22 protein-coding genes and 1 tRNA gene are annotated in these 23,787 nt (G+C 70.9%); 10 read left to right on the top strand and 13 right to left on the bottom strand.

From position 1 onward, the window contains the following. The first annotated feature begins 59 nt into the window (after window positions 1-59). Window positions 60-2,207 carry a transglycosylase domain-containing protein gene (locus tag WH85_RS28880; RefSeq protein ID WP_045745178.1) on the top strand — a complete coding sequence of 716 codons (2,148 nt, stop codon included), beginning with the start codon at window positions 60-62 and terminating at the stop codon, window positions 2,205-2,207. Between the two features lie 1,197 nt (window positions 2,208-3,404). Here the strand turns inward: WH85_RS28880 and WH85_RS28885 are convergent. Together WH85_RS28885 and WH85_RS53820 are read right to left on the bottom strand one after the other, a co-directional pair. Continuing rightward, window positions 3,405-4,031 (bottom strand): TIGR03086 family metal-binding protein, encoded by a 627-nt coding sequence (locus tag WH85_RS28885; RefSeq protein WP_045745179.1) that lies wholly within the window; start codon window positions 4,029-4,031, stop codon window positions 3,405-3,407. Between the two features lie 129 nt (window positions 4,032-4,160). Beyond that, a complete protein-coding gene (locus WH85_RS53820; protein WP_281179094.1) occupies window positions 4,161-6,620 on the bottom strand; it encodes a cobyrinic acid a,c-diamide synthase CobB in 2,460 nt (819 codons plus the stop codon). Between the two features lie 136 nt (window positions 6,621-6,756). On the opposite strand from WH85_RS53820, the gene WH85_RS28895 reads away from it, so the two are divergent. Beyond that, the gene (locus WH85_RS28895; protein ID WP_045745180.1) at window positions 6,757-7,644 is read left to right on the top strand and encodes an SURF1 family cytochrome oxidase biogenesis protein; all 888 of its coding nucleotides are present in this window, start codon (window positions 6,757-6,759) and stop codon (window positions 7,642-7,644) included. Window positions 7,645-7,653: 9 nt separating this feature from the next. After that, window positions 7,654-8,094 (top strand): hypothetical protein, encoded by a 441-nt coding sequence (locus WH85_RS28900; RefSeq protein WP_045745181.1) that lies wholly within the window; start codon window positions 7,654-7,656, stop codon window positions 8,092-8,094. Here the strand turns inward: WH85_RS28900 and WH85_RS28905 are convergent. From WH85_RS28905 to WH85_RS28945, 9 genes are all read right to left on the bottom strand, one after another. Then, window positions 8,063-9,607, bottom strand: a complete 1,545-nt coding sequence (locus tag WH85_RS28905) for an ATP-dependent DNA ligase (protein ID WP_045745182.1) — start codon at window positions 9,605-9,607, stop codon at window positions 8,063-8,065. The genes WH85_RS28900 and WH85_RS28905 overlap by 32 nt on opposite strands. Window positions 9,608-9,694: 87 nt before the next feature. Further along, window positions 9,695-9,883 (bottom strand): hypothetical protein, encoded by a 189-nt coding sequence (locus WH85_RS28910; RefSeq protein WP_425394669.1) that lies wholly within the window; start codon window positions 9,881-9,883, stop codon window positions 9,695-9,697. Between the two features lie 187 nt (window positions 9,884-10,070). Continuing rightward, window positions 10,071-11,543, bottom strand: a complete 1,473-nt coding sequence (locus WH85_RS28915) for an FAD-dependent monooxygenase (protein ID WP_045745183.1) — start codon at window positions 11,541-11,543, stop codon at window positions 10,071-10,073. A gap of 14 nt (window positions 11,544-11,557) precedes the next feature. Beyond that, entirely contained in the window at window positions 11,558-12,904 is a 1,347-nt protein-coding gene (locus WH85_RS28920) for a dipeptidase (protein WP_211275473.1), read from the bottom strand. Window positions 12,905-12,958: 54 nt separating this feature from the next. Then, complete coding sequence (locus WH85_RS28925) at window positions 12,959-14,050, bottom strand: M48 family metallopeptidase (protein WP_045745215.1); 1,092 nt, start codon at window positions 14,048-14,050, stop codon at window positions 12,959-12,961. A 105-nt stretch (window positions 14,051-14,155) separates the two neighbouring features. Next, window positions 14,156-15,682 (bottom strand): cobyric acid synthase, encoded by a 1,527-nt coding sequence (locus WH85_RS28930; RefSeq protein ID WP_045745185.1) that lies wholly within the window; start codon window positions 15,680-15,682, stop codon window positions 14,156-14,158. After that, the gene (locus WH85_RS28935) at window positions 15,679-16,632 is read right to left on the bottom strand and encodes a cobalamin biosynthesis protein (RefSeq protein WP_045745186.1); all 954 of its coding nucleotides are present in this window, start codon (window positions 16,630-16,632) and stop codon (window positions 15,679-15,681) included. The genes WH85_RS28930 and WH85_RS28935 overlap by 4 nt, the downstream gene beginning before the upstream one ends. Window positions 16,633-16,657: 25 nt before the next feature. Further along, window positions 16,658-17,128 (bottom strand): hypothetical protein, encoded by a 471-nt coding sequence (locus WH85_RS28940; protein ID WP_045745187.1) that lies wholly within the window; start codon window positions 17,126-17,128, stop codon window positions 16,658-16,660. A gap of 228 nt (window positions 17,129-17,356) precedes the next feature. Beyond that, window positions 17,357-18,052, bottom strand: a complete 696-nt coding sequence (locus WH85_RS28945; protein ID WP_083449333.1) for a single-stranded DNA-binding protein — start codon at window positions 18,050-18,052, stop codon at window positions 17,357-17,359. Between the two features lie 165 nt (window positions 18,053-18,217). Here WH85_RS28945 and WH85_RS28950 point away from each other — a divergent pair, with 165 nt between their 5' ends. The 5 genes from WH85_RS28950 to WH85_RS28965 all read left to right on the top strand — a co-directional run bounded on the left by WH85_RS28950 (window position 18,218) and on the right by WH85_RS28965 (window position 20,465). Next, a complete protein-coding gene (locus WH85_RS28950) occupies window positions 18,218-19,300 on the top strand; it encodes an alpha/beta hydrolase (RefSeq protein WP_045745188.1) in 1,083 nt (360 codons plus the stop codon). A gap of 13 nt (window positions 19,301-19,313) precedes the next feature. After that, a tRNA-Arg gene (locus WH85_RS28955) sits at window positions 19,314-19,386 on the top strand. A 178-nt stretch (window positions 19,387-19,564) separates the two neighbouring features. Further along, the gene (locus tag WH85_RS53220; RefSeq protein WP_045745189.1) at window positions 19,565-19,954 is read left to right on the top strand and encodes a hypothetical protein; all 390 of its coding nucleotides are present in this window, start codon (window positions 19,565-19,567) and stop codon (window positions 19,952-19,954) included. After that, window positions 19,912-20,148, top strand: coding sequence for a Uma2 family endonuclease (locus WH85_RS54200; RefSeq protein WP_425394670.1), 237 nt, complete (start codon window positions 19,912-19,914; stop codon window positions 20,146-20,148). Before WH85_RS53220 ends, WH85_RS54200 begins: the two co-directional genes overlap by 43 nt. Before the next feature lie 62 nt (window positions 20,149-20,210). Further along, window positions 20,211-20,465 carry a hypothetical protein gene (locus tag WH85_RS28965; protein ID WP_045745190.1) on the top strand — a complete coding sequence of 85 codons (255 nt, stop codon included), beginning with the start codon at window positions 20,211-20,213 and terminating at the stop codon, window positions 20,463-20,465. Window positions 20,466-20,468: 3 nt separating this feature from the next. On the opposite strand, the gene WH85_RS28970 is transcribed toward WH85_RS28965, so the two are convergent. Further along, the gene (locus tag WH85_RS28970; protein WP_045745191.1) at window positions 20,469-20,771 is read right to left on the bottom strand and encodes a hypothetical protein; all 303 of its coding nucleotides are present in this window, start codon (window positions 20,769-20,771) and stop codon (window positions 20,469-20,471) included. 562 nt (window positions 20,772-21,333) lie between these two features. On the opposite strand from WH85_RS28970, the gene WH85_RS28975 reads away from it, so the two are divergent. Then, a complete protein-coding gene (locus WH85_RS28975; protein ID WP_045745192.1) occupies window positions 21,334-21,558 on the top strand; it encodes a hypothetical protein in 225 nt (74 codons plus the stop codon). Window positions 21,559-21,563: 5 nt separating this feature from the next. Next, window positions 21,564-22,448: an SPFH domain-containing protein gene (locus WH85_RS28980; protein ID WP_052720875.1), complete on the top strand. Its 885-nt coding sequence runs from the start codon at window positions 21,564-21,566 to the stop codon at window positions 22,446-22,448. 159 nt (window positions 22,449-22,607) lie between these two features. On the opposite strand, the gene WH85_RS28985 is transcribed toward WH85_RS28980, so the two are convergent. Continuing rightward, a complete protein-coding gene (locus WH85_RS28985; RefSeq protein WP_045745194.1) occupies window positions 22,608-23,786 on the bottom strand; it encodes an ABC transporter permease in 1,179 nt (392 codons plus the stop codon). Window position 23,787 lies beyond the last annotated feature (1 nt).

The following is a 23,787-nucleotide window of genomic DNA, read 5'->3' on the forward strand; positions in this document are numbered from 1 at the left end:
GAGCGTCCTACTTCGGCCGTTTCAGGGGAATATGAAGCAGCTTGCCATATTTTCTTAGAGTGACGAGCCGACGCCTCACCGTAGCCGGACGGATCGCTCTCCTGATCCGAGCCGGACTCATCTCGGGTCTGGTGATCTCCGGAATCGCCTATCCGCTGGCCGCCCTCGCCGGAATGGGAGTCAAAGCCGGCACCGAGGCCCTGGAATCCCTGCCCGAGGAACTCACCGAAGTCCCCGCCGCCCAGACCACCTACGTGTACGCCAACGACGGCAGAACCCTGCTGACCATGTTCTACGAGGAACACCGCAAACAGACCAAACTCAAAGAGATGTCGCCCTACCTCACCAAGGCGATCGTCGCCTCCGAGGACACCCGCTTCTACGAACACAACGGCGTCGACGCGAAAGGCGTGGCCCGCGCCTTCATCGCCAACCAGAAAGCCGGCGGCGTCTCCCAGGGCGCCTCCACACTGACCATGCAATACGTGCGGATGGCCCTGCGCGACGGCGCACGCACCCCCAAAGAAGCCCTCGAAGCCACCGAACAGACCGCCACCCGGAAACTGCGCGAGATGCGGCTGGCCATCGAAGTGGAACAGCGGCTCAGCAAGGAACAGATCCTCGAGCGGTACCTGAACACGGCATACTACGGACACCGGGCATACGGGATCTACGCGGCGTCGCAGGTGTTCTTCTCCAAATCCCCGAAGAACCTCAACCTGACCGAGGCGGCCCTGCTCGCCGGGCTGGTGAAGGCGCCGTCGGCGTACGACCCGGCGACGAAGGACCGGCGGGCCGCCACCCAGCGCCGCAACTACGTGATCGACCAGATGCTCAAAATCGGGACGATCACCGGGGAGCAGGCGTACATGGCGAAGAAAGCCAAGATAAAGCTGAAACTGACGACACCGCCCAACGACTGCATCTCGGTCAGCCGCCGGCACAACGACTGGGGCTACTTCTGCGACTACCTCAAGTCGTGGTGGCGGGAACAACCACAGTTCGGCACCAACCCGCTGGAACGCGAAGAACGCCTCCGCCGCGGCGGCTACCGGATCGTCACCTCGATCGACCCGCGCATCCAGAAGATCGCCCTGGCGCATGTGCTGGACAAGGAGAGCCGCAACAGCCCCTTCGCCCACGGCCAGGTCGTGGTCGAACCACACAGCGGCCGGGTCCTCAGCATGGCCGTCAACCGGCGGTACTCCCTCGACCAGAAGGACAACGGACGGCACACCGACTGGCGGGTCGGAAAAGGCGTCAAAGGCAACTACCCCAACACGGTCAACCCGCTCCTCGGCGGCGGCGACATGGCCGGATACCAGGCCGGATCGACATTCAAGGTGTTCACCATGCTGGCCGCCCTCGAATCGGGGCTGCCACTCTCCACGACCTTCTACAGCCCCGAACGGTACGTCTCCCGATACGTGACGTCCCGCGGCCGGGCCACCTGCGGCAGCTACTGGTGCCCGAAGAACTCCAGCAAATCGATGACCGGCAACCAGACCATGTGGAGCGGATTCGGCAAGTCCGTCAACACGTACTTCGTACAGCTCGAACAGCGGGTCGGCGCGGAGAAGGCGGTCCGGATGGCGGAACGGCTCGGCCTGCGGTGGCGCACAGAAGTAGACCGCAAACTGGCCACCCCGGCACACGCGTCCGGGTGGGGCGCGTTCACGCTCGGCGTGAGCGACGCGACCCCGGTCGAGATGGCGAACGTGTTCGCGACCCTGGCCGCCGAAGGCCAGTATTGTGAACCGTTGCCGGTCCTGAGCATCCGCAACCCGGACGGCACGAACGCCCGCGACGACCGCGGCACGGTGATCGCCGCACCCCGCTGCCACCAGGCAGTCCGCGTGAACGTGGCCCGGGCGGCGACGGATGCGGCCCGCTGCGTCACCGGTTACGGGTCGGCGCGGGGCGGCTGCGGCGGCTGGGAGACATCGCCGATGGTGTACGCGACGGCGGGACGGCCGGTCGCCGGAAAGAGCGGCACTACGGACGACAACAGGACGGCCTGGTTCAGCGGGTATACGCCGCAGTTGGCGGCTTCCGCGTTCGTCGCCGATCCGGACAATCCGGAGCATTTGGTGGGGTCGGGGCGTTCGACCATGTCGAAGTACACGGTCGCTCAGACGTTGCGGGATGCGCTGAGGGATGAACCGCGCGAAAAGTTCAAACCGCCCTCCGACAAGATGGTTTATTGATCGTTTGTGCTTCCTCTCGGGATCTGCGCCGTCTCAGTCGGCAGAGGTTTCGACGGCCGTCGCGCTCCCGCGGCGGCCGTCCTCTCTTTCCGGGTTCGCCCTCTCTCGGGTTCGTCCTCTTTCCGGGTTCGCCCTCTCTCGGGTTCGTCCTCTTTCCGGGTTCGTCCGCTCTCGGATTCGCCCGCTCTCGGATTCGCCGCTCTCGGATTCGCCGCTCTCGGGTGCGCCGGTTGAACACGGTCGCGTCAGCTCCGTAGAACGCGGAACCTGCCGCCCGAGCCTTCCAGCTAGACACCGTTCACAGTCAGGGTCTGCCTGCGTGGTGATTTCGGGCGCGCTGGGCACCCGAAAACACCACACCCCCACCGGCGTGGTGACTTGGGGCGTCCAGCGCGCCCGTAATCACCACACCCCCACCGGTGTGGTGACTACGGGTGCCCAGCGCGCCCGAAGTCACCACGCGGACGGGCTTCGCACCCTCACCACAACACCCGATCATGCGATCGGGGGCACTCACCATCCGAGCAGGGGCAGTCAGCACACCCCATCGCATGATCGGGTACACCTACTGACCAAGCAGAACCCACCAAATCGCACCCGCGCACCCCCGCAGCCGCAGGCCCGCAGACGCACCGAAGACCCCCGCCAGCGCACCCGATCACGTGATCGGGGACGCTCACCACCCGCCCGACAGCGACAAACGCACCCCGTCGCATAATCGGGTGCGCCCAAAGTCCTGGTCAGGGTTGGCGGGCGGCGGGCGGCAGGCGGCAGGCAGCAGGCAGCAGGCAGCAGGCAGCAGGCAGCAGGCAGCAGGCAGCAGGCTAACCCGACGATGGCCGGAGTCCGCAACGGTGGCCGCACCCGAGGCAGAGACGGGTTCGACCGCCCACCCTCCAGGGCCGCCAGACGCGCCCACTCAAGCGGTGCATCCGGGGTCCTCGGGGCGCAGACGAGTCCCGGTTTCCGGCCTGCACAACCCTCGGCGGCGAGCAATCACGAACGTCAACGTCAGCAGAGACAGCGCCACGAGACGAGGCAGCCATCGGTCAGGATCGCGGCGCCCCATGGAGTGGGCCCGCCTCTGGGACGTCTCCCACGGTCGGCATGGGTGTGCCCATCAGACTCGACTCCGCCTTGAGGCCTGGACGGGCCGGATGACGCGTTCGGAGGCCGGGCGACAGGTTGCGCGGGCGGCTACGGATGGCGGGTTCGGGTGGTGGGCTGGGAGCGGGGTGGACGCCAGTCGGGGTTGCGGCCGGCCAAGGCTATGGCCTGGCGCAAGGTGTCGTCGGTGGGGGCGAGGGGGACGGCGGGGCCAAACAATCCGGGGGTGCCCTCGGCGGGGTGCTGGGACAGGAACTCGACGAGGACCTCTGACGTGCGAGGGTCGGCGGCGTAATTCTGGTCGGTGGCGCGGGCCAGGTCCCAACCGTGCATGACCAGCTCGTTCATGGCGAAGAAGCCCATGGTTGTGGCCGGCATGGTGACGCCGCCGGCTCGGGCCGTGCCGGTCCAGGCGGACGGGTCGCGCCAGGCCGTGGCCAGTTCCTCCAGCAGCACCGGCAGTCGGCTGCGCCACTGCGGTGGCAGGTGAGCGGCGGACGGCTCGGGGGGCGGGCCGTCGGCGCCGGGCTCAGCGCTGCGTTTGCGGGCGGCGGAGGTGAACGCGACCGACAAGCCCGTCAGGTGGTCGAGCAGGGCGGCCACCGGCCAGCCCGGGCAGGGCGTCGGCGCGTCAAGATGATGGCGGTCGACGCCGAGCAGGAGCGCTCTGATCTGACGAACCGGCGGGTAGAAGTCGAGCGGCAGGCGGTCGGCCACGATCTCCTCCTTCGGTTGTCGTACGCCTCACGGTACGAGGGAGGTACGACAACTCCCGGCCCCATGAACGCCTTTCGCACGCTGGGCGGGATCCGGCGTACGAAAGGCACGCCGGGGCCGGAAGAGCTGTCAGGAGTGGACGGGGATGTCCGAGGTCGGGCGGTTCTCCGGGCCGTCGTGCATGCCGGGGGCCGAGCGCGGAGCCGGTGCGGGGTTGCCGTTGCCACCCGGGCCGTGACCCGTCCCGGGGCCGCCGGACGGAACCGCCCCGGGGCCGCCGGACGGGACCATGCCCGGAGGCATCGGCGGGACCTGCAGCGGCGGCTTGCCCTGCGGGTTCTGCTGTCCGTGACCGGGACCGGGCTGTGCCGGGACGGGCGGCATGCCGGGGGCGTATCCCATCCCCTGCCCGGGACCGAAGCCCACCTCGATACCGGGGCCCGGACCGTAGACCTGGTCTTGGCCGTAAGCCTGGTCCGGGCCGTAAGACTGGTCCTGAACGTAAGCCTGGTCCTGCGCATAGACGTGATCCTGCGTATAGGCGTGGTCCTGGCTGTACGCCTGATCCTGCACGTACGCCTGGTCCGGACCGTAGGCCTGCTCCGGACCGTACCCCTGATCCTGCGTATAGATCTGATCCGGCGTATAGATCTGATCCGCCGTGTAGACCTGATCCGGCGTGTAGACCTGATCCGGGCCGTAGGTCATCGGCGCACGCTGGTCGTGCGGCGCGTGCGGGGCGTGCGGGGCGGAGCGCGGCGCCATCGGCGGGCCCGGCTGGTGATCGGGATACGGCGGCGAGCCCGGCATCGAGCCGGGCGGCAGCATCCCGGGCGGCATCGGACCGGGCGGCATCGAACCAGTCATGGAACCGGGCATCGGCCCAGGAGGCATCGAGCCGGGCATCGAGCCGGGCATCGGCCCAGAAGGCATCGAGCCAGGCATTGATCCAGGCATCGGACCGGGCAGCATCGGGCCTGGGGGCATCGGACCGGGCGGCATCGGCGGACCGGACAGCACTGCCGGGAACGGACCCGACGGCATGGACGGCATGCTGTTGCCTTGCGTGGACAGGATCGCGGTGGGTACGCCCTGCTGCGACTGCCCCGAAGACCCCTGAGAACCGGACGGCGGACCCGGCTGAGAACCACCGGACGGCGGACCCGACGGCGGGCCGGACGGGGAACCAGGACCCGGCTGGGGGCCGGACGGCGGGCCCGAGGGCGGACCCGGCTGGGGGCCGGATTGCGGACCGGACGGCGGGCCGGCGACCGCGGCGACGACCAGCCGCTTGGCGATCTCGGGGGCTGCCGCCCAGTGCAGGCCCAGCTGGGACGCGTGCACCTGGCGCCAGACGAAGCCCTCCGGGTTGCCGCCGGACCACGTCCACGCGGGCACCGAACCGGCACGCGGCGCCACGACCGCGCGGTGCTGCTTGTATCCGGTGATCCGGGCGCCGGCCGGGGCCAGTAGGGACGTGCTGGGCGCGGTCGCCTCGCGGTATCCCGCGACGGTCTGATCGCCGGTGGACGCCGTGATGTCCAGGACGCCGCACATGGGCCGTCCGTCGAGTTCCCGGCCGAGCCACGGCAGCGCTATCCCCTCGGCCACCACCGGCCAGCCGTCCCGGGCGAACTGGGCGACCGCCGAGGACAGGCGGTGGTTGGCGGACAGTTCTTCCGCGTACCCCTCAGGAAGGCCGGCACCGACGATCAGCGCGCGTGTGCCCGGGGGCAGTGCTTCGTCGCGCAGCGGATCGACCACCGCCACGTCGGCGCCGGCCGCGGTGAGCAGTTCGGCGGTCTCGACGTAGGTGTACGGGGCGCCCTGACCGCCGGCCAGGGCGATCAGCGGGCGCTGGGTGACCGGGTCGCCGGCCGCGTCGGCCGGGTTCCAGGCCGAGCCGGGCACCGGTGGGGCGGAGTTGGCGATGGCCATCAGCCGGTCCATGTCGAGGGCGGTGGAGATCGCCTCGCCGAGCCGGCGGACCGCGCGGCCTGCCTCCACGGTCCGGTGGGCGACCGGGACCAGGCCATGGGTACGCGCCGGCAGCACGTTGGGCAGGTCGCCGCGGTGGAGCGCGCCCAGCACCGGCATGCCGATGTCGTCCATCGCGCTGCGCAGCATCTGCTCGTGGCGCGGGGAGGCGACCCGGTTGAGGATCACGCCGCCGAGCTGGACCATCTCGTCGAACATCCGGAAGCCGTGGACGAGGGCGGCGAGCGAGTGGCCCATCGAGGCGACGTCGACGACGAGCACGACCGGGGCGCGCAGCGAGGCGGCCACCGCGGCGGTGCCGTCCAGTTCGGGCTGGCCGGTGAGGCTGTCGAACAGGCCCATCGCGCCTTCGATGACGGAGAGCTGGGTGCCGGCAGCGCCGTGGGCGAAGAGCGGCGCGACGCGTTGCGCGCCGACCAGCCGCGGGTCCAGGTTGCGGCCGGGGCGGCCGGCGGCGAGTCCGAGGTACGCCGCGTCGGTGTGGTCGGGGCCGACCTTGAAGCCCGCGGTCGGGACATTGCGCGCCGACAGTGCGGCGAGCAGCCCGACGGCGATCGCGGTCTTGCCGTGGCCGGATGACGGCGCACTCACGACCAAGCGAGGCTGGGCGGTGTTCAATGTCTCCCCCGAGGATTCCGCAATCGGCGGCCACGTGATATTGCCTGCCGGATGTCGCACACTACCTGGCTGCGGCGGGAGGCACCTCTTGGCCAGGTAGCCTCGGTCCGTGTACCGGTTCCTGCTGACCCCCCGCTGGCTGGCCGCAGCCGCCCTGACCGTCGTCGCCGCAGTGATCATGGTGATGTTGGGGAACTGGCAGTTGCGGCGGTACCACGAACGCACGGCCATCAATGACCGGATCGACGCGGCGAACGCCGTGCAGGCGGTCCCGTTGACCGGCACGCTGGCCGCACCGACCGCGGCCGGCACCCCGGGCACGGCCCCGGGTAAGACGCTGGCCTGGACAAAGGTGACCGTTACCGGTCGTTACGACAGCACCCACGAGATCCAGGCCCGGGGCCGGACAGTCAACGGTGACGTCGGCTTCGAGATCATCACTCCGCTGGTCCTGGACGACGGGACAGCGGTTCTCGTCGATCGCGGGTGGGTGCCGGCTCCGGCTGCCGGGGCGACCGCGGCGCCCGAGGTCCCGGCCGCACCGGCGGGCACGGTGACCGTGGTCGGCCAGGTGCACTTGTCGGAAAGCCGACCCGCCGCGGTGGACCGTCGTGATGGACGTCTCGACACCCGGCGGGTCAATGTGCCGCGGTTGGCGACCGAGCTGCCGTTCCCGGTCTACGGGGCGTATGTGCTGCTCACCGAGCAGACCCCGGCGAACGATCCGGCGTTCTCGACGATTCCGATCCCGCACGAGGACTCGTGGCAGAACGGCGGCTACGCCGTCCAGTGGTGGATCTTCGCGGGGATGGCGTTCGTGCTCTTCGGCTGGCAGGCGCGACGCGAGGCGCAGGAGGCGCGGAGCGACCTGTCGCCCGAGGAGCAGCAGGCTGCCGAGGAGGCCGCCCGGCGGCGTAAGCAGGAACGCCCCATGGACCGGGTGGAGGAAGCGGATCTCAGGAAGAGGCGCCTCGCCACCGGGGATCGCGCCGATTAAGGTGCGGGCATGAGCATTCCGCCGGGTGATCCCTGGGGCACACCCACCCCGGATCCGGCACCGTCCACACCGGTCCCTGCCCCGGTTCCCGCCCCGAGCGGCCCGGTGATCGTGGCGATCGCCGAGATCGAGGTCACCTCCAGCACGGTGCTGACCCCGGTCGGCGACTTTCCGCTGGCCGGTTCGCAGTGGCTGGTGACCGACCACTGGTTCACCGAGCGCCGCACCCCGGTCTGGGCGAAGATCGCGGCGTTCGCCGGCATCTGCCTCACCGCCGGGCTCAGTCTGTTTCTCCTGCTGGTCAAGGAGTCGGCGGCCCGTGGTGCGGTGCACGTCACGGTGACCAGTGGCCCGCGGCAATATGTGGCCCGGATCCCGGTTCGCCGTGAGGACGACATCGCCGCCGTCAACCAGCAGGTCAACTATGTCCGGAGTCTGGCCGCGCTGTGATCCCGCCGATCGCGCGGACCGCGTCGACGGTGTCGGCCTGCGCCGCGGTCTTGTCGTCGCGATAGCGCAGCACCCGGGCGAACCGCAGCGCCACCCCACCCGGATAGCGCGGTGAGGTCTGCACCCCGTCGAAGGCGATCTCGACGACCTGCTCCGGCCGGACCCGCACCACCCCACCGGTGTCGGCCACCGCCAGCTCCTGGAATCGGGCGGTCTGCCAGCGCAGCAGCTCGTCGGTGAGACCTTTGAAGGTCTTGCCGAGCATCACGAATCCGTCGCCGTCCGGGTCGCGGGCGCCGAGGTGCAGGTTGGACAGCCAGCCTTTGCGGCGGCCGTGTCCCCATTCGACGGCGAGCACCACCAGGTCGAGGGTGTGCCGTGGTTTGACCTTGACCCAGGCCGCGCCGCGCCGTCCCACGTCGTAGGGCGCCTCCGGAGCCTTGATCACCACGCCTTCCTGTCCGGCGGTGAGGGCCGCGGCGAAGACGGCGGCGGCCTCCTGCGCACTCTGCACGGTGGTGCGTCCGACGATCATCTCGCCGGGCAGGGCTTCGCCCAGCGCCGACCACCGTTCTCTTCCCGGCCGGTCCAGGAGGTCGGTGCCGTCCAGGTGCAGGAGATCGAAGAAGTACGGCCGGAGCACCGTCCCCGAGCTCGACGCGCCACGGGTCGCCGCCCTGCTCGACGTCTCCTGGAACGGTCGCGGACGTCCCTGCTCGTCGAGGGCCATCGCCTCGCCGTCGAGGACCGCCTCGTGCAGGGGCAGTGCGCGTACTTCGGCGACCACGCCGGGCAGCCGGGCCGTGATGTCGTCGAGGCTGCGGGTGTAGACGGCCACCTCGTCGCCGGAGCGGTGCACCTGGATGCGGATGCCGTCGAGTTTGGTGTCCACCACAGCGGGTGAGCCGGTGGCGAGGAGCGCCGCGCCGACGTCGGGGGCGCTCTGGGCCAGCATCGGGCTCAGCGGCGTGCCGACGCGCAGCCGGAACGCGGCGAGGGCGGCGGCGCCACCGGTCAGCGCGGCGGCGGCGACGGCTTTGAGGTCGCCGCAGAGCAGGAGTGCCCGACGGACGGCGGTGCCCGGCACTCCGGCGGCGACGGCGACCGCCTCGGTCAGCAGGCCGGCCTGGGCGCCCTGGCGCAGTTCGCCGCCGAAGAGTCCGAGGAGCAGGCGTTGTTCGTCGGCGGTGGCGGCCGTGAAGAGCGCGCCGAGCAGGTCGCGCCGGCGGGCCTGGGATCCGGCGCCGGCGACGGTGGCGATCTCGGCGATGGCCGTGTCCACGGCGGCGACGGTCAGGGTGGCGTCGGCGGCCGGTGGTGGCAGGTCGCGCAGGGCGGCATAGCCCACCCCGGTCTGTCGTTGTCGCAGCTCACCGGCGAGGTAGGCGGACCCCGCGACGAGTTCGCCGGGGTCGAGGCGGCGCAGCGCGTCGGCCAGCAGCCCGATCTTGGCCTTGCGGCCCGGGGTGACGGCGACGGCGGCCGAGGTGGCGGCGATGTCGAGGAACCGCATGAGATCCATCCTGACAGTCCGGCGGTCCGTCCGGGTGTGGACTCACGCCGTCCCCCCGTGGCACGGCGTGAGTCCCCCGGGGGATCGTCATGCGGCCTGTGGCTCCTCGATGCGGAAGCCACGGGCCCGGACCGCCTCGGCGACCCGGGCCAGCTCGGAGTCGAGGGTGCAGAGCACTTTGGAGAGATCGTCGAGGTGGTCGTTGAGGGTCACGTCGTCCCACCCGGAGACGTCGACGTCCTCCAGGGCGAGGGCGGCGACCCGCAGCCGGCTGATCGACTCGATGCGGTCACGGACCCGGAGACGGTCGAGGGTGTCCCGCGGACCACCGGGCACGGCCCGGACCACGCGGCGGGCCGGAGGCGGAGCAGTTATCGAACGCATGTTCGAATCCTAACAGGAATTGATCGCCCCGAGCACCCCGGAGATCCACCGCATGACCCGTTCGGGTGACGGCGGCGGGTCAGGTCGCCATCGCCTGCCGGAAGACCCTCTCCGCCTCGACAGGATCGGCCTGAGCTGCGACGAAGCCGTCCGGACGGATCAGGTAGAAGCGCCCGGCCCGCAGCGTGGTGCCCGTCGCCGCGGGGAAGACGTGCACCGGCAGACCCAGGTCGGGGGCGTCCGCCGCGGTCGGAGCGCCGTACGAATGGATCTGCCACTCGGCCGCCCGCAGCACCGTGAAGTTGCCGCCCGCCCACGGCAGCCGCCGGCCGACCACGGGGTCCCGCTCGGCGGTCGGGGACTGACGCGGATCCATCCGGTAATGAACGCGCACCTGCGACACGTACTGGAAGAGGCGGGAACCGCCCCGGAAGCGCGGCAGAAGGCGGACCATGACCGGGGCCACCAGCGGCACCACGGCACGGCGGGCCAGACGGGGCGCGGTCCGCTGGGAGGTGATCGCGCCGAAGAGCCGGTCGGTGGTCGCCACGAGGGTCCGCGCGACCGGACGGCGCTCCGCCTCGTACCGGTCGAGCCAACTGTCGCGGCGCCGGCCGCGTACCACGTCGGCGAGTTTGAAGGCGAGGTTGTGGGCGTCCTGCAGACCGGTGTTCATGCCCTGGCCACCGACCGGGGAGTGCACGTGCGCCGCATCTCCGGCCAGCAGGAACGGCCCGTCCCGGAAGGCCGCCGCCACCCGGTGGTGCACCCGGTACGTCGCGAACCAGCGGGACTGCTCGTAGGTGACGCCGTACTCCTGGCGCATCCGCGTCCGGGCGTCCTCCTCGTCCAGTTCGCCGTCGCCGTCGGCGTCGCGGACCAGCCCGATCAGCCGCCAGCCGCCGGCCCGCATCGGGAAGCCGAGCAGGAAGTCGTCACCGCCGGGCCGGACGTTGACCGCGTCCCGGACCAGGCCGCGGGCCGCGACGGCGTCCAGCACGAAGAACCGGTGCGGGTTGGTGATCCCCTCGAAGTCGATGCGCCGGGACCGGCGGACCAACGAGTTCGACCCGTCGCAGCCGACGCAGAACCGGGCCCGCACCGTGTCGTTGCCGACCTTCGCCTCGACGCCGTCCTCGATCTGCACGGCCGCGGTGACCGGCGACTCCCAGGCCACCTCGCCGCCGAGTTTGCGCAGGTTGTCGTAGAGGATCTCCTCGTTGCGGCTCTGTTCTAGGACCTCGATGAAGGGGTACGGCGTGACACCGGCGCCGATCCTGCCGAGCGGGACCCGGCCGAAGGTCCGCGCACCGAAACCGGGGGCGATCGCCTCCGCCCGGTGCGCGGCCTCCAGCACCTGGTCGCCGATGCCGAGCTGGTCGTAGATCTCCAGGCTGCGCGCCTGCACGACCAGGGCCCGGGATTCGGCGGTCGGTCCGGCCTTGCCGTCCGCGACGATCACCCGCACCCCGAGCCGGGTCAGCCAGTTGGCGAGCATCAGGCCCGTCGGCCCGGCGCCCACCACCAGCACCTCACACGTCAGCTCGGCCATCGGCCACCTCGTTCCTACTTCGTGAGTGTCTCCGCGACGTTCTTGAGGAGCAGGGCCTCGGCCACACAGACGCGCTGGAACTCGCCGAGGTGCAGACTCTCGTCCGGCCCGTGCGCGTTCGCGTAGGGGTCCTCGACGCCGGTGACCAGGATCGCAGCGTCCGGGAAGAGATCCTGGAAGGTGGCGATGAACGGGATCGACCCGCCGACGCCCATGTCCACCGGGTCGGTGCCGTCCCAGGCCGAGCGGAAGGCGGCGCGGGCGGCGTCGTACACCGGGCCGGTCGCGTCGATCACGCAGGGCATGCCGTCGCTCTCCAGGGTGAGCGTCAGCGTGGCGCCCCACGGCACGTTCTTCTCCAGGTGGGCGCAGACCGCGGCGTACGCCGACTTCGGGTCCTCGCCCGGCGCCAGACGCACACTGATCTTGGCGGTGGCCGACGGCTGCAGCGCGTTGGCGGCCTCGCGGGTGCGCGGCGCGTCGATGCCCAGCACCGAGATGGACGGCTTGGTCCAGATCCGGTCGGTGATGGTGCCCTTACCGATCAGCTCGACGCCGTCGAGGATGCCGGCCTCGTGCCGGTAGCGGTCCACCGGGTAGTCGACGCTCGCGCCCTCGCGGCCGACCAGCCCGGTCACCGCGACCTCGCCGTCGTCGTCGTGCAGGGTGGTGATCAGCCGGGACAGGGTCATCAGCGCGTCCGGCACCGGACCGCCGAACATGCCGCTGTGCACAGCGTTCTTCAGCACCCGGACCTCGACGAACATGTTGACCAGGCCGCGCAGCGAGGTGGTCAGCGCGGGCACGCCGATGTCCCAGTTGCCGGAGTCGGCGATCACGATCACGTCGGAGCGCAGCTCCTCCAGGTGCTCCTGGATGATCGTGTCGAGGGAGTCGGAACCGTACTCCTCCTCGCCCTCGACGAAGACGACCACGCCGACCGGCAGCTGGTCACCGAAGGCACGCAGCGCGGCGATGTGCGCCATCACGCCCGCCTTGTCGTCGGCGGCACCCCGGCCGTAGAGGCGGCCGTCGCGCTCCTGCGGCTCGAACGGCTCGCTGGTCCACAACGCCGGGTCGCCGGCCGGCTGGACGTCGTGGTGGGCGTAGAGCAGCACGGTCGGGGCACCGGCCGGGGCCGCCTTACGGCCGATCACGGCGGGCTGGCCGCCGTGCCGCACCACCTCGGTCTCGAGACCACAGCCACGCAGCAGATCGGCGACCGCCTCGGCGGACCGCTCGACGTGCGCATGGTCGAATCCCTCGAACGCGATGCCCGGAATGCGCACCAGTCTCTCCAGGTCGGCACGGACACCGGGCAACTCCCGCGCGATCGCGGCGCGCAGATCGGATTCACTCAAGCTCATGCCGCGATCGTAGAACTCCCCGGTGCCGGTTTCAGGGGCCGGTCGGGGTCACTCCGCCGGAGTGCCCTCCCCGCCGTTGCTCCCACGGCCGCGCCGGGCCGCGTCACTGGCCCAGTTCATCGCCCGGCCGGCGGCCGAACCGGCGAGGTCGGCGGCCCCGCCCCCGACCTTGCGGACCAGGCCGACCAGCGGATCCTGGGAGGTGGCGAAGTCCTCGCGGTACGCCTTGGCGGCGGCCTTCACATCCTCGGTGACCGAGGCGCTCCGGTCGTCGTCCCGGCGCGGGTAGTCCCCGGCGAGAACCTGCGCATATGCACCGGAGTCGACCCACTTGCGTAGTTCCGCCGCCCGTGCAACGGGCACCGGATGCGTGCTCCACGCGGTCAGCCCGATCTTGTGGATGCTGTCCCGCAGGTCGCCGCCGCTCTCATACTCCGCGGCCTGCTCGAGGAACGCGGCCGTGTCGATCTGCGACAGATCGCCGCCACCAGCCAGTTTCATCAGCAGCCGCAGCGACGCCGCCGGGTCCTGGCCGGCCAGCAGGCCCGCCCGGTCGGCCGACAGCTCCGCCTTGCGCCACCACTCCAGCATCGCCGCGATGATCCCGCGCAGGGCGATCGCGCCCACCGGCAGCCAGCTCAGGTTGGCCGCCCAGTTCGTCAGAATCATCATGATCGTCTTGTAGACGGCGTGACCGCTGCGCACATGGCCCAGCTCGTGCCCGAGCAGCGCACGCAGCTCGTCGTCGTCGAGACGCTCCACCGCGCCCGTGCTGATCACGATGAACGGCCGTTCCAGGCCGATCGCCTGACCGGTGATCCGCGGCTCCTGCGTCACGAACAGCTCGGGCAGCTCGGCCACGTCGAGCGTGGCGGCCGCCTCGGTGAAACGCTGGAAGACCCGGGGGTACTGCCGGTGGTCGACCCGGATCGAACCGGCCAGGTAGCTCAGCCGGAACCCGCGCTCGTTCCACATGCCGAAGAACGTCTTCACCACGTCGTCGAACCCGCGCAGCTCCCGCAGGGCGGTCAGCGCGCCCCGGTCGGCCGGGTGCTCCCAGGCCCGGGAACTGATCCCGGTCAGCGTGACCCGGCGGCGTACCGGCCGCTCGGCCCCGTCAGTCGTCCCGTCGGTCGTCATCGCACCCACCCCATCCCGCACCAGCCGCTTTCTCCGCAGCCAACGTACGCCGGTGAGGCAACCGCCGTCGCGGCCCGCGACCCGGAGGAACCCCTGAAAACGCCCTCAGGGAGCACCCGGAGGGACGAACGGCAGACCCGCCGGCGCGCCCTTCTCGATCAGCCGTCGCAGTGCCCCGGTGTCCAGGTGTTCGGCGACGAGATCACCGAGCACGTCCAGGGCCCGCTCGCGGATCGTGGCGTACCGGGTGTCCGGGGCGACCGTGAACCCCGGCCGGCCGGCCTGCTCGGCGGCCCGGGTCAGGAACCGACGCCGGAAGTCGTCGGACTCGAACGCGCCGTGCCAGTGGGTGCCGTACACCGCCCCGGACACGGCGCCCTCCGGCCGGCCGTCGGCGTAGGTCAGGAACGGCTCGGGGACGCCCGCGGACGCGTACCCGTGATGGATCTCGTAACCGGACACCGCCTCGCCCAGACCGCTCCCGGCCGCGCGCGCGAGGGTCTTGCGGGCCGCAAAGGTGATCTCCACCGGCAGCAGGCCCAGGCCGGGCACCGTGCCGTCGCCGCTCTCCACGTCGTCGTGGATCCGCTCGGCCAGCATCTGGAACCCGCCGCAGATGCCGACCAGCGGCTTGCCCGCCGCGACGTGCGCGCGGACCGCGTCGGCCAGACCCGTCTCACGCAGCCAGGCCAGGTCGGAGACGGTCGCCTTGGACCCGGGGATCACCACCAGATCGGCGTCGGCCACGTCCCCCGGTTCGACGGTCAGCAGCACCCGCACACCCGGTTCGGCGGCGAGCGCCTCGGCGTCGGTGGCGTTCGAGATCCGGGGCAGGCGGATCACCGCGACACGCAGCCAGGCGGTGCCCCGCGGCCCTTCCGGGCGCCCGAGCGTCCTCCCGTACGCGAGAGAGTCCTCCGCATCGAGCCAGACATCCGGATGGAACGGCAGCACACCGTGCACCGGCCGCCCGGTCGCGGCGTGGATCATGTCGAGCCCCGGCGCGAGCAGCCCCAGGTCGCCCCGGAACTTGTTGATCACAAAACCGGAGACCAGCGCCTGGTCCTCCGGCGACAGCAGCGCCAGCGTGCCGAAGAACGCCGCGAACACGCCACCCCGGTCGATGTCGCCGACCACCAGGGTGGGCAGCCCGAACCGGCGGGCCAGGCCCATGTTGACGAAGTCGCCGTCCCGCAGGTTGATCTCGGTGGGGCTGCCGGCGCCCTCACAGATCACCACGTCGTAGTCGTCCCGCAAACTCTCGAACGCCGCGTGGGCCGTCTCGGCGAGCCGCGGGCGCAACGCGCGGTAGTTGCCCGCGGTCACCGTGTCGACCACCTCGCCGAGCAGCACGACCTGGCTCGACCGGTCACTGCCCGGCTTCAGCAGCACCGGGTTGAACCGCAGGTCGGGCTCGACACCGCAGGCCGCGGCCTGCATCGCCTGTGCCCGGCCGATCTCGCCGCCACGGTTCGCCGCATCCAGGACGACAACCGAATTGTTGGACATGTTCTGCGCCTTGAACGGCGCCACCCGGACACCCTCGCGATGCAGCCAGCGGCAGATCCCGGCGGTCAGGACACTCTTGCCGGCGTCCGACGTGGTGCCGGCGACCAGCAGGCCCCCGGTCACCGGCGGATCGCCCCGCGCAGCACCGCCACGCCGGCGGCCAGGACCGCGGCGGACGCCCCGACCACACCGGACACCCGGGCCGCCCGGCGCAGGTGCACCGCCCGCGGCTTCGGTCCGTCGCCCAGGAACGGGCGGGTCTCACTGCGTCCGAAATAGATGTTGCGGCCGCCGAGGCGTACCCCCAGGGCGCCGGCCATCGCCGACTCGCACTGCCCCGCGTTCGGCGACGGGTGGTCGTTGCGGTCCCGCCGCCACACCCGGAGCACCTCCCACGGCTTACCGCCGGCCACCGGCGCGGCCACCATGGTCAACACCCCGGTCAGCCGGGACGGCACCAGGTTGAGCAGGTCGTCCAGCCGGGCCGACGGGGTGCCGAACCGCGCGTACCGCGGCGACCGGTGCCCGACCATCGCGTCGAGAGTGTTGGCCGCCCGGTAACCCAGCAACCCGGCCGGGCCGGCCAGCGCACCCCAGAACAGCGGCGCCACGACCGCGTCCGAGGTGTTCTCGGCCACCGACTCCACCGTGGCCCGGGCCAGCTCCGGCTCGTCGAGCGCCGACGGATCCCGGCCACACAGATGGCTGAGCCGGCCCCGGGCCGACGCCAGATCACCGGCCTCCAGATGCCGGGCCATGATCCGTGACTCGCGCCGCAGGGTCCGGCCGCCGAGCACCGTCCAGGTGGCAGCCGCGGTCACCGCGAACCGAGCCACCGGCACGTTGCGGGTGACCCGGGAGGCGGCCAGGCCCGCCAGCACCGGCACGCCCACCGCCACCGCGGTGAACGCCGCCCCCGCCACCCGGTTCGGCCGGTAGACCCGGCGTTCCAGAGCGGCGGCGGCGGTCCCGAACCCGGCGACCGGGTGCAGACGCCGGGGATCACCGAGCGCGGCGTCCAACAGGTAGCCCGCGAGCAGGCCGGCCGCGTCCGCGGTCCACCGTTGTGGCACGGAATTCCCTTCCACGAGTGACGGGTCAGCGCCCGAACGGCGTCAGATCGAACGCCCAGACCGCCAGCACCGACGGTTCGGCGTCGTCGTCCTCCGGGTACGGCACCGGCTCCAGTTGACCCCACTGGATCGAGCCGGGGGCCCGGTCCTCGAGGAATTCGGTGACGATGGCGAGCAGATCGCCGGTCACCTGGTAGGTGGTGGGGAACGGCAGATCGCTCGGTTTACGAGTGCCGGCCGAACAGCGCAGCTGCCCGGCGACGGCGTCGTGCCAGACGAAGAAGGTGGCGGTGCCCCGATGGCCGCAACCGGCCACCTGCTCACGGAGCACGGCCGCGGTCTCCTCGAACGCGGTCACCACCTCGTCGGCCGACAGTCCCATGCGCTCGTGCGGAGGAGCGCCGAACCAGTTGGTGTTGGCGTCCTCGGCAGCTTGATCCTCCGGCGAGAGCACCACCGTCTCGGTCACGATGGCGCGGATGTCCTTCAGCAGCACGCGTTCAGTCTGCCCGGTTCCGGCGACCAGAGCCCCATCGGGCCACTCCGCCTCGCGGGCGGATGCACCGGCACGATCGGCTCGTTCCGCCTCAGGTGGCCCGGCCGGGAACCCCCGCGTGACCCATACGCAGGGGTTCTGCCCTCCGGCCGGGCCACCGGGCGCCACACGCGCCGAAAGATTCCGCAGGGGACGGATTCCTCCGGGCGGCGGCTATCCGGTGATGTCTCAGGCCGGCACGGGCTCACGCCGATCGCTCTGCGGGACCTCCCCGACCGCCCCGGCGTGCGGGGCCCCTCCGATCGCGGCGGCACGCGTGCCCTCGTCGACAGCGCCCGCACGCGGGGCCTCGTCGACAGCGCCGACATGCGGGGGCTCGTCGACAGCGCCGGCGGTCAGGCCGGCCACCACCTCGAGGAAACTCGGCTCGCCCTCGCCGGGCACCCGGTCCGGCATGCCGTCGCCGAACGCGACCGGCTGTTCCGCCTCGTCGACCGCGGTGGACGGCTCGCCACGCACCATCGTGTCGGTCTCCGGCTCCTCGGCGGTGGCGGCCCCCGCCCGGTTGCGGAAGAACCGCCCCCGGCCGCGACCCAGGTCGTGGCCGATGGAGAAGGCCTCCACCTCGTAGGAGACCCGGTTCCGGTTGTCGTCGTCGACCCAGTCGCGGGTGTAGATCCGCCCGTACACGATGACCGGGTCGCCGATCGCGATCGAGGACGCGACGCCCTCCGCGAGCCGGCGCCACGCGGTGACCCGGACCCGCATGCTGTTGCCGTCGACCCAGCGGCCGGTCTCCCGATCGAACCGGCGGGCGGTGGACGCCACCCGGAAATGGGTGACAAGCTGGTTGGACGTGCTGGTGCGCCGCCATTCGGGCGTGGTCAGCACGTTGCCCACGATGGCGATGTTGGTCTCGAACACGGTTCGTCCCCTCGGACGCGTCGGATGCGGTCGAGAGCCGAGACTGCCGGTTCCGGGCCGGAGGCGGATTCCCTCCTGTGTACGGGCAACGACTGTGGACAACCGCACCGATCTTGGGCGGTTTGCTATGCCCCGCGGCCCCTACCGGTGGGTAGCCTTGATCGTGTGGAGACCGACGTCCTGGGCCCGCCATACGAGCGGCACACCATCGAACTGGGCAACGACGACGAGGGCCCGGTCGTGGCGACCCTGGTACGCCGCCGGGCGGCGACCCCGGCCCGCCGAGCCGTACTGCACGTGCACGGGTTCGTCGACTACTTCTTCCAAACCCACATGGCCGACTTCTTCGTCGAACGCGGCTGGGACTTCTACGCCCTCGACCTGCGAAAATACGGCCGGAGTCTGCTGCCCCACCAGACGCCGAACTTCGCCCGCAGCATGTCCGACTACTTCCCGGAACTCGACGAGGCGGCCCGCATCATCCGCCAGGACGACGGCCACGACCAGCTGCTCGTCGGCGCCCACTCCACCGGCGGACTGATCACCTCACTGTGGGCGCACTCCCGCCAGGGCCGGGGACTCGTCGACGGACTGTTCCTGAACAGCCCCTTCTTCGACTTCAACATGCCGTGGCTGATGCGGCGCCCGCTGATGTCCGCCGTCCTCGCGGTGACCGGGCGCTCCCCGTACCGCAGAATGCCGGTCTCCTCCCTCGGCCTGTACGGCAAGAGCCTGCACCACGAACATGACGGAGAATGGACCTACGACCTGGCCTGGAAGCCGATCCAGGGCTTCCCGGTGACGATGGGCTGGCTGGACGCCATCCGCAACGGCCAGCGCCGCCTCCGCGCCGGCTTGTCCATCGACGCGCCGATCCTGGTCGCCGCCTCCACCCGCACGTTCCGCGGCCGCGCCTGGCACGAGGACGTCCGCATCACCGACGCGGTCCTCGACGTCGACCACATCGTGCGCTGGGCCCCCGGCCTCGGCCCACGCGTGACGATCGCCCGCTTCGACGGCGGCATGCACGATCTGACCCTCTCGGGCAAAGAGGTCCGCGCCGAGGTCTTCCGCGAACTGGCCCGCTGGGTCGACGCCTTCCTGCCCGCGCCGGGCTCCCCCGAGGTCCCGGTACCCACGGCGCCGGAGGACCGAGCCGAGGTCACGACCGCCCTGGAGGCAGCCGAAGCGGCCGTCGAGACGGGCGCGGCAGACAAGGCGGACGACAGATCCAGCACGACCGCCTAGTATGTGCAGGCCAGCGCTCGTAGCTCAGCGGATAGAGCAACGGACTTCTAATCCGTCGGTCGCAGGTTCGAATCCTGCCGGGCGCGCAACAATCCCCTGATCAAGGGCCTTCTCTCGTCGCACACGAGGTCCGTCGCGGACCGATGTGAATGTTCATGGATGAACGCACACCCACGCGAACGGGAGGACGGGGAGCGGATTGAGCTGTTTCGTCGCCCTCGTTCGTGACCGGTTCGCCCGGTTTCCCGTTGATAGGCTCGTCACATGACCGAGCCCGGACTCGCCTACCACTGGAGCCCGGGCGAGTTCCTGCGTGCCTTCGAGGCCGGCGCCTTCGACCATCGGGTGGAACTCGTCGAGGGAGAGATCTGGCCCGTGGCGATCGGTTCCTGGCATGGCGACGCGGTGGGGCAGCTCCTCGCCTCGCTCCCCCGCTCCGGGGTGCGGCCGACCACGTCGACGCTTCCGACCGGTGACTCGCTGCCCGACCCGGACTGCTGGGTGCGGCCGGCGTCGGCGGTTCCGGTCGGCACGGTCGGCACGGTCGGCACGGTCGGCACGGTCGGCACGGTCGGCGCCCGATCGTCCCGCTGGGCCCGGAGGATGTCCTGCTGGTCGTCGAGGTCGCCGACGAGACGCTGCTCCACGACCTGAACGTCAAGACCCGGCTCTACGGTTCCGCCGGATACCCGGTCTACTGGGTCGTCACCCGTGAGCAGATCTTCGAGCACACCGAGCCGATCGCCACCGGTTACCGCCGCCGCGTCGAATACCGTCCGGGCGACCGCATTCCGGTCACCTACGCCGGCATCGACGTCCTCGTCGACGACCTGCTGCCCACACCTTGACCGTCGACTCTGCTTCGTGCCCTGTGGGAATTCCGCAAGATCTGCCGAGAGCTGAGGATTCCATGCGTTACTTTCTCCTCGTCTTAGATCAGGGCCGTGGCGTGATCCTGCACGAGGAGGAGTTCGCGGACGGCTCCAGCTCGTTGCAGGCCCGGTTCCGGATCGAGCGTGAGAAGCGGTTCACCGGTGACATCGAAGTGATCGTTCTCGGCGCCTCGTCGCGGGAGGTGCTGCAGCAGACGCATGCCCGCTACTTTCAGACCGTCGGCCAGCTGATCCACTCGGCCGCCCGGTTGCTCCGCGAGCAGGCCGCCTGACCGTCAGGTCGTCCGGGTCAGCAGCATGCCGCCCACCATCAGCAGCGCCCACGCGCCGAGCAGCCACCATTTCGCCTGCCAGGAGAACGATCGCCGGCTGACGTACACCGCAGCCCCGCAACCCGCCGCCGCGGCCAGAATCAGTGTCGGCACGATCCGGGACGGCTCGGGGTCGGCCAGGAACGCGGGCAGGGCGAGCAGGCCCGCTCCGATCGGGAGCATCGCCGCCCGATCGCCGATGGCCCACCAGGTTCGGTAACGCTCCAGCGCGAGCGCCTTCCGCTGTTCCTCCGGCATCTCCCCCATCGCCGGACCCTATCCGGCCACGGGGTCGGCACCGATGCCCGCGCTTGTCGATCTCCGCTGCCCTGGCCTCGATCAGGTACCGGACCCACCCGAGCAGCCCGCCCACGACCATGAGCAGCACGAGTTGAGCGGCATGACAACCAGCCCGGCCGTCGCTCACGGTTCGTCCACGCGCCGAAAACGACCCCGGACGACGGCCGGGTAGCCCCGAGCCGTCGCTGACGGCTGATTCCCGTCCCCCGGACAGCCGTGAGCGACGGCTCGACCGATCGAGCCGTCAACCACGGTTCACCGACGCGCCGAAAGCAACCGCAGACGACGGCTGACGACTCCGCAATGCCACACGATTCGAGTTGATCACGAGACCGACCAAGATCACCGAGTGACACCTCCGAACGCCACACATGGACACCGTGCAGCACTCGCCGCCGACACCGGCCGCTACCAGGATCGAAGCGTGCTGTGTGGCATGGAAGACGGTTCGGCCCTGTCGGGTCGGGTCCTGCCTGATGGGGGTCGGCACCGATGCCCGGGGTTGAGGATCTCCACTATCTTGACCTGCATGATCGCGGTTCTGGTGTTCGGAGTGGCCGCTCTCGGTGTGACGCTGGGAGTGGTGATCGGGTTCACGCTCGGCCGGACGCGGAGCCGGGAGGCGCTGCGGCTCGCCCGCTACGACGACGCCGTCCGGCTGGCCGCTGATCTCGTCAACACCCCCGACGCCCTTGACCTGCGCGATCGTGCGCAGCAGATCCTGGCGCACCACAACAAAGCTCAGGAGTTCTGATCACGTTGTTCGTCTTCGGCATTCTTCTCGCCGTCGTCGCCCTCATCGCCCTGGTCGCCGCGGTGACCGGCAAGGGCGCTACCTTCCGCCGACAGGCCTGGGGCACGTTCGCCGTGTCGGCCTTCGTGGCGATCGCCGTCGTGGTGACGGCCAGCATCACCGTCGTGCCGACCCGCAACGTCGGCATCGTGACCGCCTGGAACAAGCCGACCGGCCGGACCACCGGCGCCGGCCTGCAGTGGACGCTGCCGTGGCAGGACATCGACGAGTGGGACGCGTCCGGTCAGACGTACTCGCATCTCGGCGAGGACTGTGTGTGGGTGACGATCGCGGCGCAGCGGCGGGCCTGCATCCCGGTGCAGATCGAGTGGTCGGCGCAGGCGGAGAAGGCGCCGGAGAACTGGGCCGCCTACCGTGAGGTGGATGGGAAGTCCCGGTTCGAGGTGTTCACCGAGCGCCGGGTGAACCCGCAGATCAACGGCTCGATGACGTCGATCTTCGCGTCGTTCGACCCGTTGGGGGCGGTGGATCCGACCAGTGGGGACGCGCCGGCGCCGGATCTGAACAAGACCTACAAGGATCTGCTGGTGCAGGCGCTCACCACCGAGCTCGGTGACGAGATCGAGGTCAAGTCGGTGGCGTTCGAGTCGCCGCGTTACGACGAGCCGACGACGCAGGCCATCGCCGCCTACGGCCAGAAGATCCTCGAGGCCCGCAACTTGGAGATCGACAAGGCGAACGCGAAGACCCGCGCGGAGATCACCCGGACCGATGCGAGTGTCGACCAGGTGGCCCGTTGTCTGCAGATCGCGGAGAAGCTGGGCAAGGAGCCCGGCCTCTGCATGGGCAACGGTGTCTCGCTCACCCGCCCGGTAGAAACCACAAACTAAGGTCAAAAGCTCCATATTGTACGAGCTACCCGTTCCATCACTGGCTCCCTCGGCGGCCTTCTGCCCACTCCGGGCCGTTGCGCCGCCGCCGGGCCCTGGCGTGACTCCAGGGCCCGGACTGCTCGCCGAGCGCTCCGTCGCGTACCCGGTGAAGGGATCTCAGGCAGCGGAAAGCGCCTCGGTCGGCGCCGAGCGCGCCGCCCGCACCGCCGGATAGAGGCCCGCCGCCGCACCGATCACCAGGGTCGCGGCTGGACCACCGGCCAGCGCCCACAGTGGCACCACCGCCGGCCAGCCCTGCGTGCCGGCATGAACGGCGGTCACCGCGGCCCCGCCGAGCACCCCGCTCAGACCACCGAGCAGCGACAGCAGCAGCGACTCGGTGACGAACTGGGTCCGGATCTGACCCCGGGTCGCCCCCAGTGACCGGCGCAGTCCGATCTCGGCGCGGCGTTCCAGCACCGAGATGACCATGGTGTTCGCGACGCCGATCCCACCCACCAGCAGTGCCACCGCGCCCAGTCCGAGCAGCAGCGCGGTGAACGCCCGATCGGTCGCCCGTTGCGCGGCGAGCGCGTCGGACGGCCGGGACACCTGCACCTCGTCGGGGCTCTCCGGGTTGGCGGTGGCCGCCAGCACCGCCCGGACCGCCTCCACCTTCGCCGGCACCGCCCTGGTGTAGACCGTGGTGGGGTGCCCGTCGAAGTCCAGGTAGGACTCGGCCGCCGGCCAGCCGACGAGGACCGCCGAGTTCAATTCGGGCGCCAGCAGCACCTTCTCGAGCACCCCCGCGACGGTGTAGGCGCGACCGTCGATCCAGATCGTCGGCACGTCCCCCAGACGCTGGGCGGCCGTCGCGCCGAGCACCACCACCGGGTAGTCGTCGGTGGCCGCGTTGAGCCAGCTGCCGTGGGCCAGACCGGCGCCGACCGTCTCCAGCAGGTCCAGCCGGGCGGCGAGCAGCGCCAGCCCGCCGGTCTCGCCTTCCGGGATCCGGTCGTTGCGGTACACCCGGGTGCCGACCGATCCGGTCGCGGTGGCCGAGGTGACCGGCCCGATCCGCTCGATCATGGTGAGGGCCTCGTCCGGCAGGGTGGCGTCCCCGCCGAACATGGTGTCGCCGGGCGCGACGGTCAGCATGTTCGTGCCCAGCGCGTCGAGGGCCCGGTCGAGTTCGGCCCGGCTGGACGAGGAGATGCCGACGACGGCGGTCATCGCGGCGATGCCGATCGCGATGCCGAGGGCGGACAGGAACGCCCGCAGCGGCCGGGCGCGCAGGCCGACGCCGCCGAGCCGCAGCTGGTCGGAGACGCGCAGACGGGCCGGGCGCAGCGTCATC

Source organism: Actinoplanes rectilineatus, from assembly GCF_000962825.1.
GTDB classification, from domain to species: domain Bacteria; phylum Actinomycetota; class Actinomycetes; order Mycobacteriales; family Micromonosporaceae; genus Actinoplanes; species Actinoplanes rectilineatus.

Excerpts from the sequence above, each read along its gene's own strand:
- WH85_RS28900 (WP_045745181.1), top strand. The coding sequence starts at position 7,654 with ATGAGCATTCCGCCGGGTGATCCCTGGGGCACACCCACCCCGGATCCG.
- WH85_RS28905 (WP_045745182.1), bottom strand. The coding sequence starts at position 9,607 with ATGCGGTTCCTCGACATCGCCGCCACCTCGGCCGCCGTCGCCGTCACC.
- WH85_RS28915 (WP_045745183.1), bottom strand. The coding sequence starts at position 11,543 with ATGGCCGAGCTGACGTGTGAGGTGCTGGTGGTGGGCGCCGGGCCGACG.
- WH85_RS28925 (WP_045745215.1), bottom strand. The coding sequence starts at position 14,050 with ATGACGACCGACGGGACGACTGACGGGGCCGAGCGGCCGGTACGCCGC.
- WH85_RS53220 (WP_045745189.1), top strand. The coding sequence starts at position 19,565 with ATGACCGAGCCCGGACTCGCCTACCACTGGAGCCCGGGCGAGTTCCTG.
- WH85_RS28965 (WP_045745190.1), top strand. The coding sequence starts at position 20,211 with ATGCGTTACTTTCTCCTCGTCTTAGATCAGGGCCGTGGCGTGATCCTG.
- WH85_RS28970 (WP_045745191.1), bottom strand. The coding sequence starts at position 20,771 with ATGGGGGAGATGCCGGAGGAACAGCGGAAGGCGCTCGCGCTGGAGCGT.
- WH85_RS28975 (WP_045745192.1), top strand. The coding sequence starts at position 21,334 with ATGATCGCGGTTCTGGTGTTCGGAGTGGCCGCTCTCGGTGTGACGCTG.
- WH85_RS28985 (WP_045745194.1), bottom strand. The coding sequence starts at position 23,786 with ATGACGCTGCGCCCGGCCCGTCTGCGCGTCTCCGACCAGCTGCGGCTC.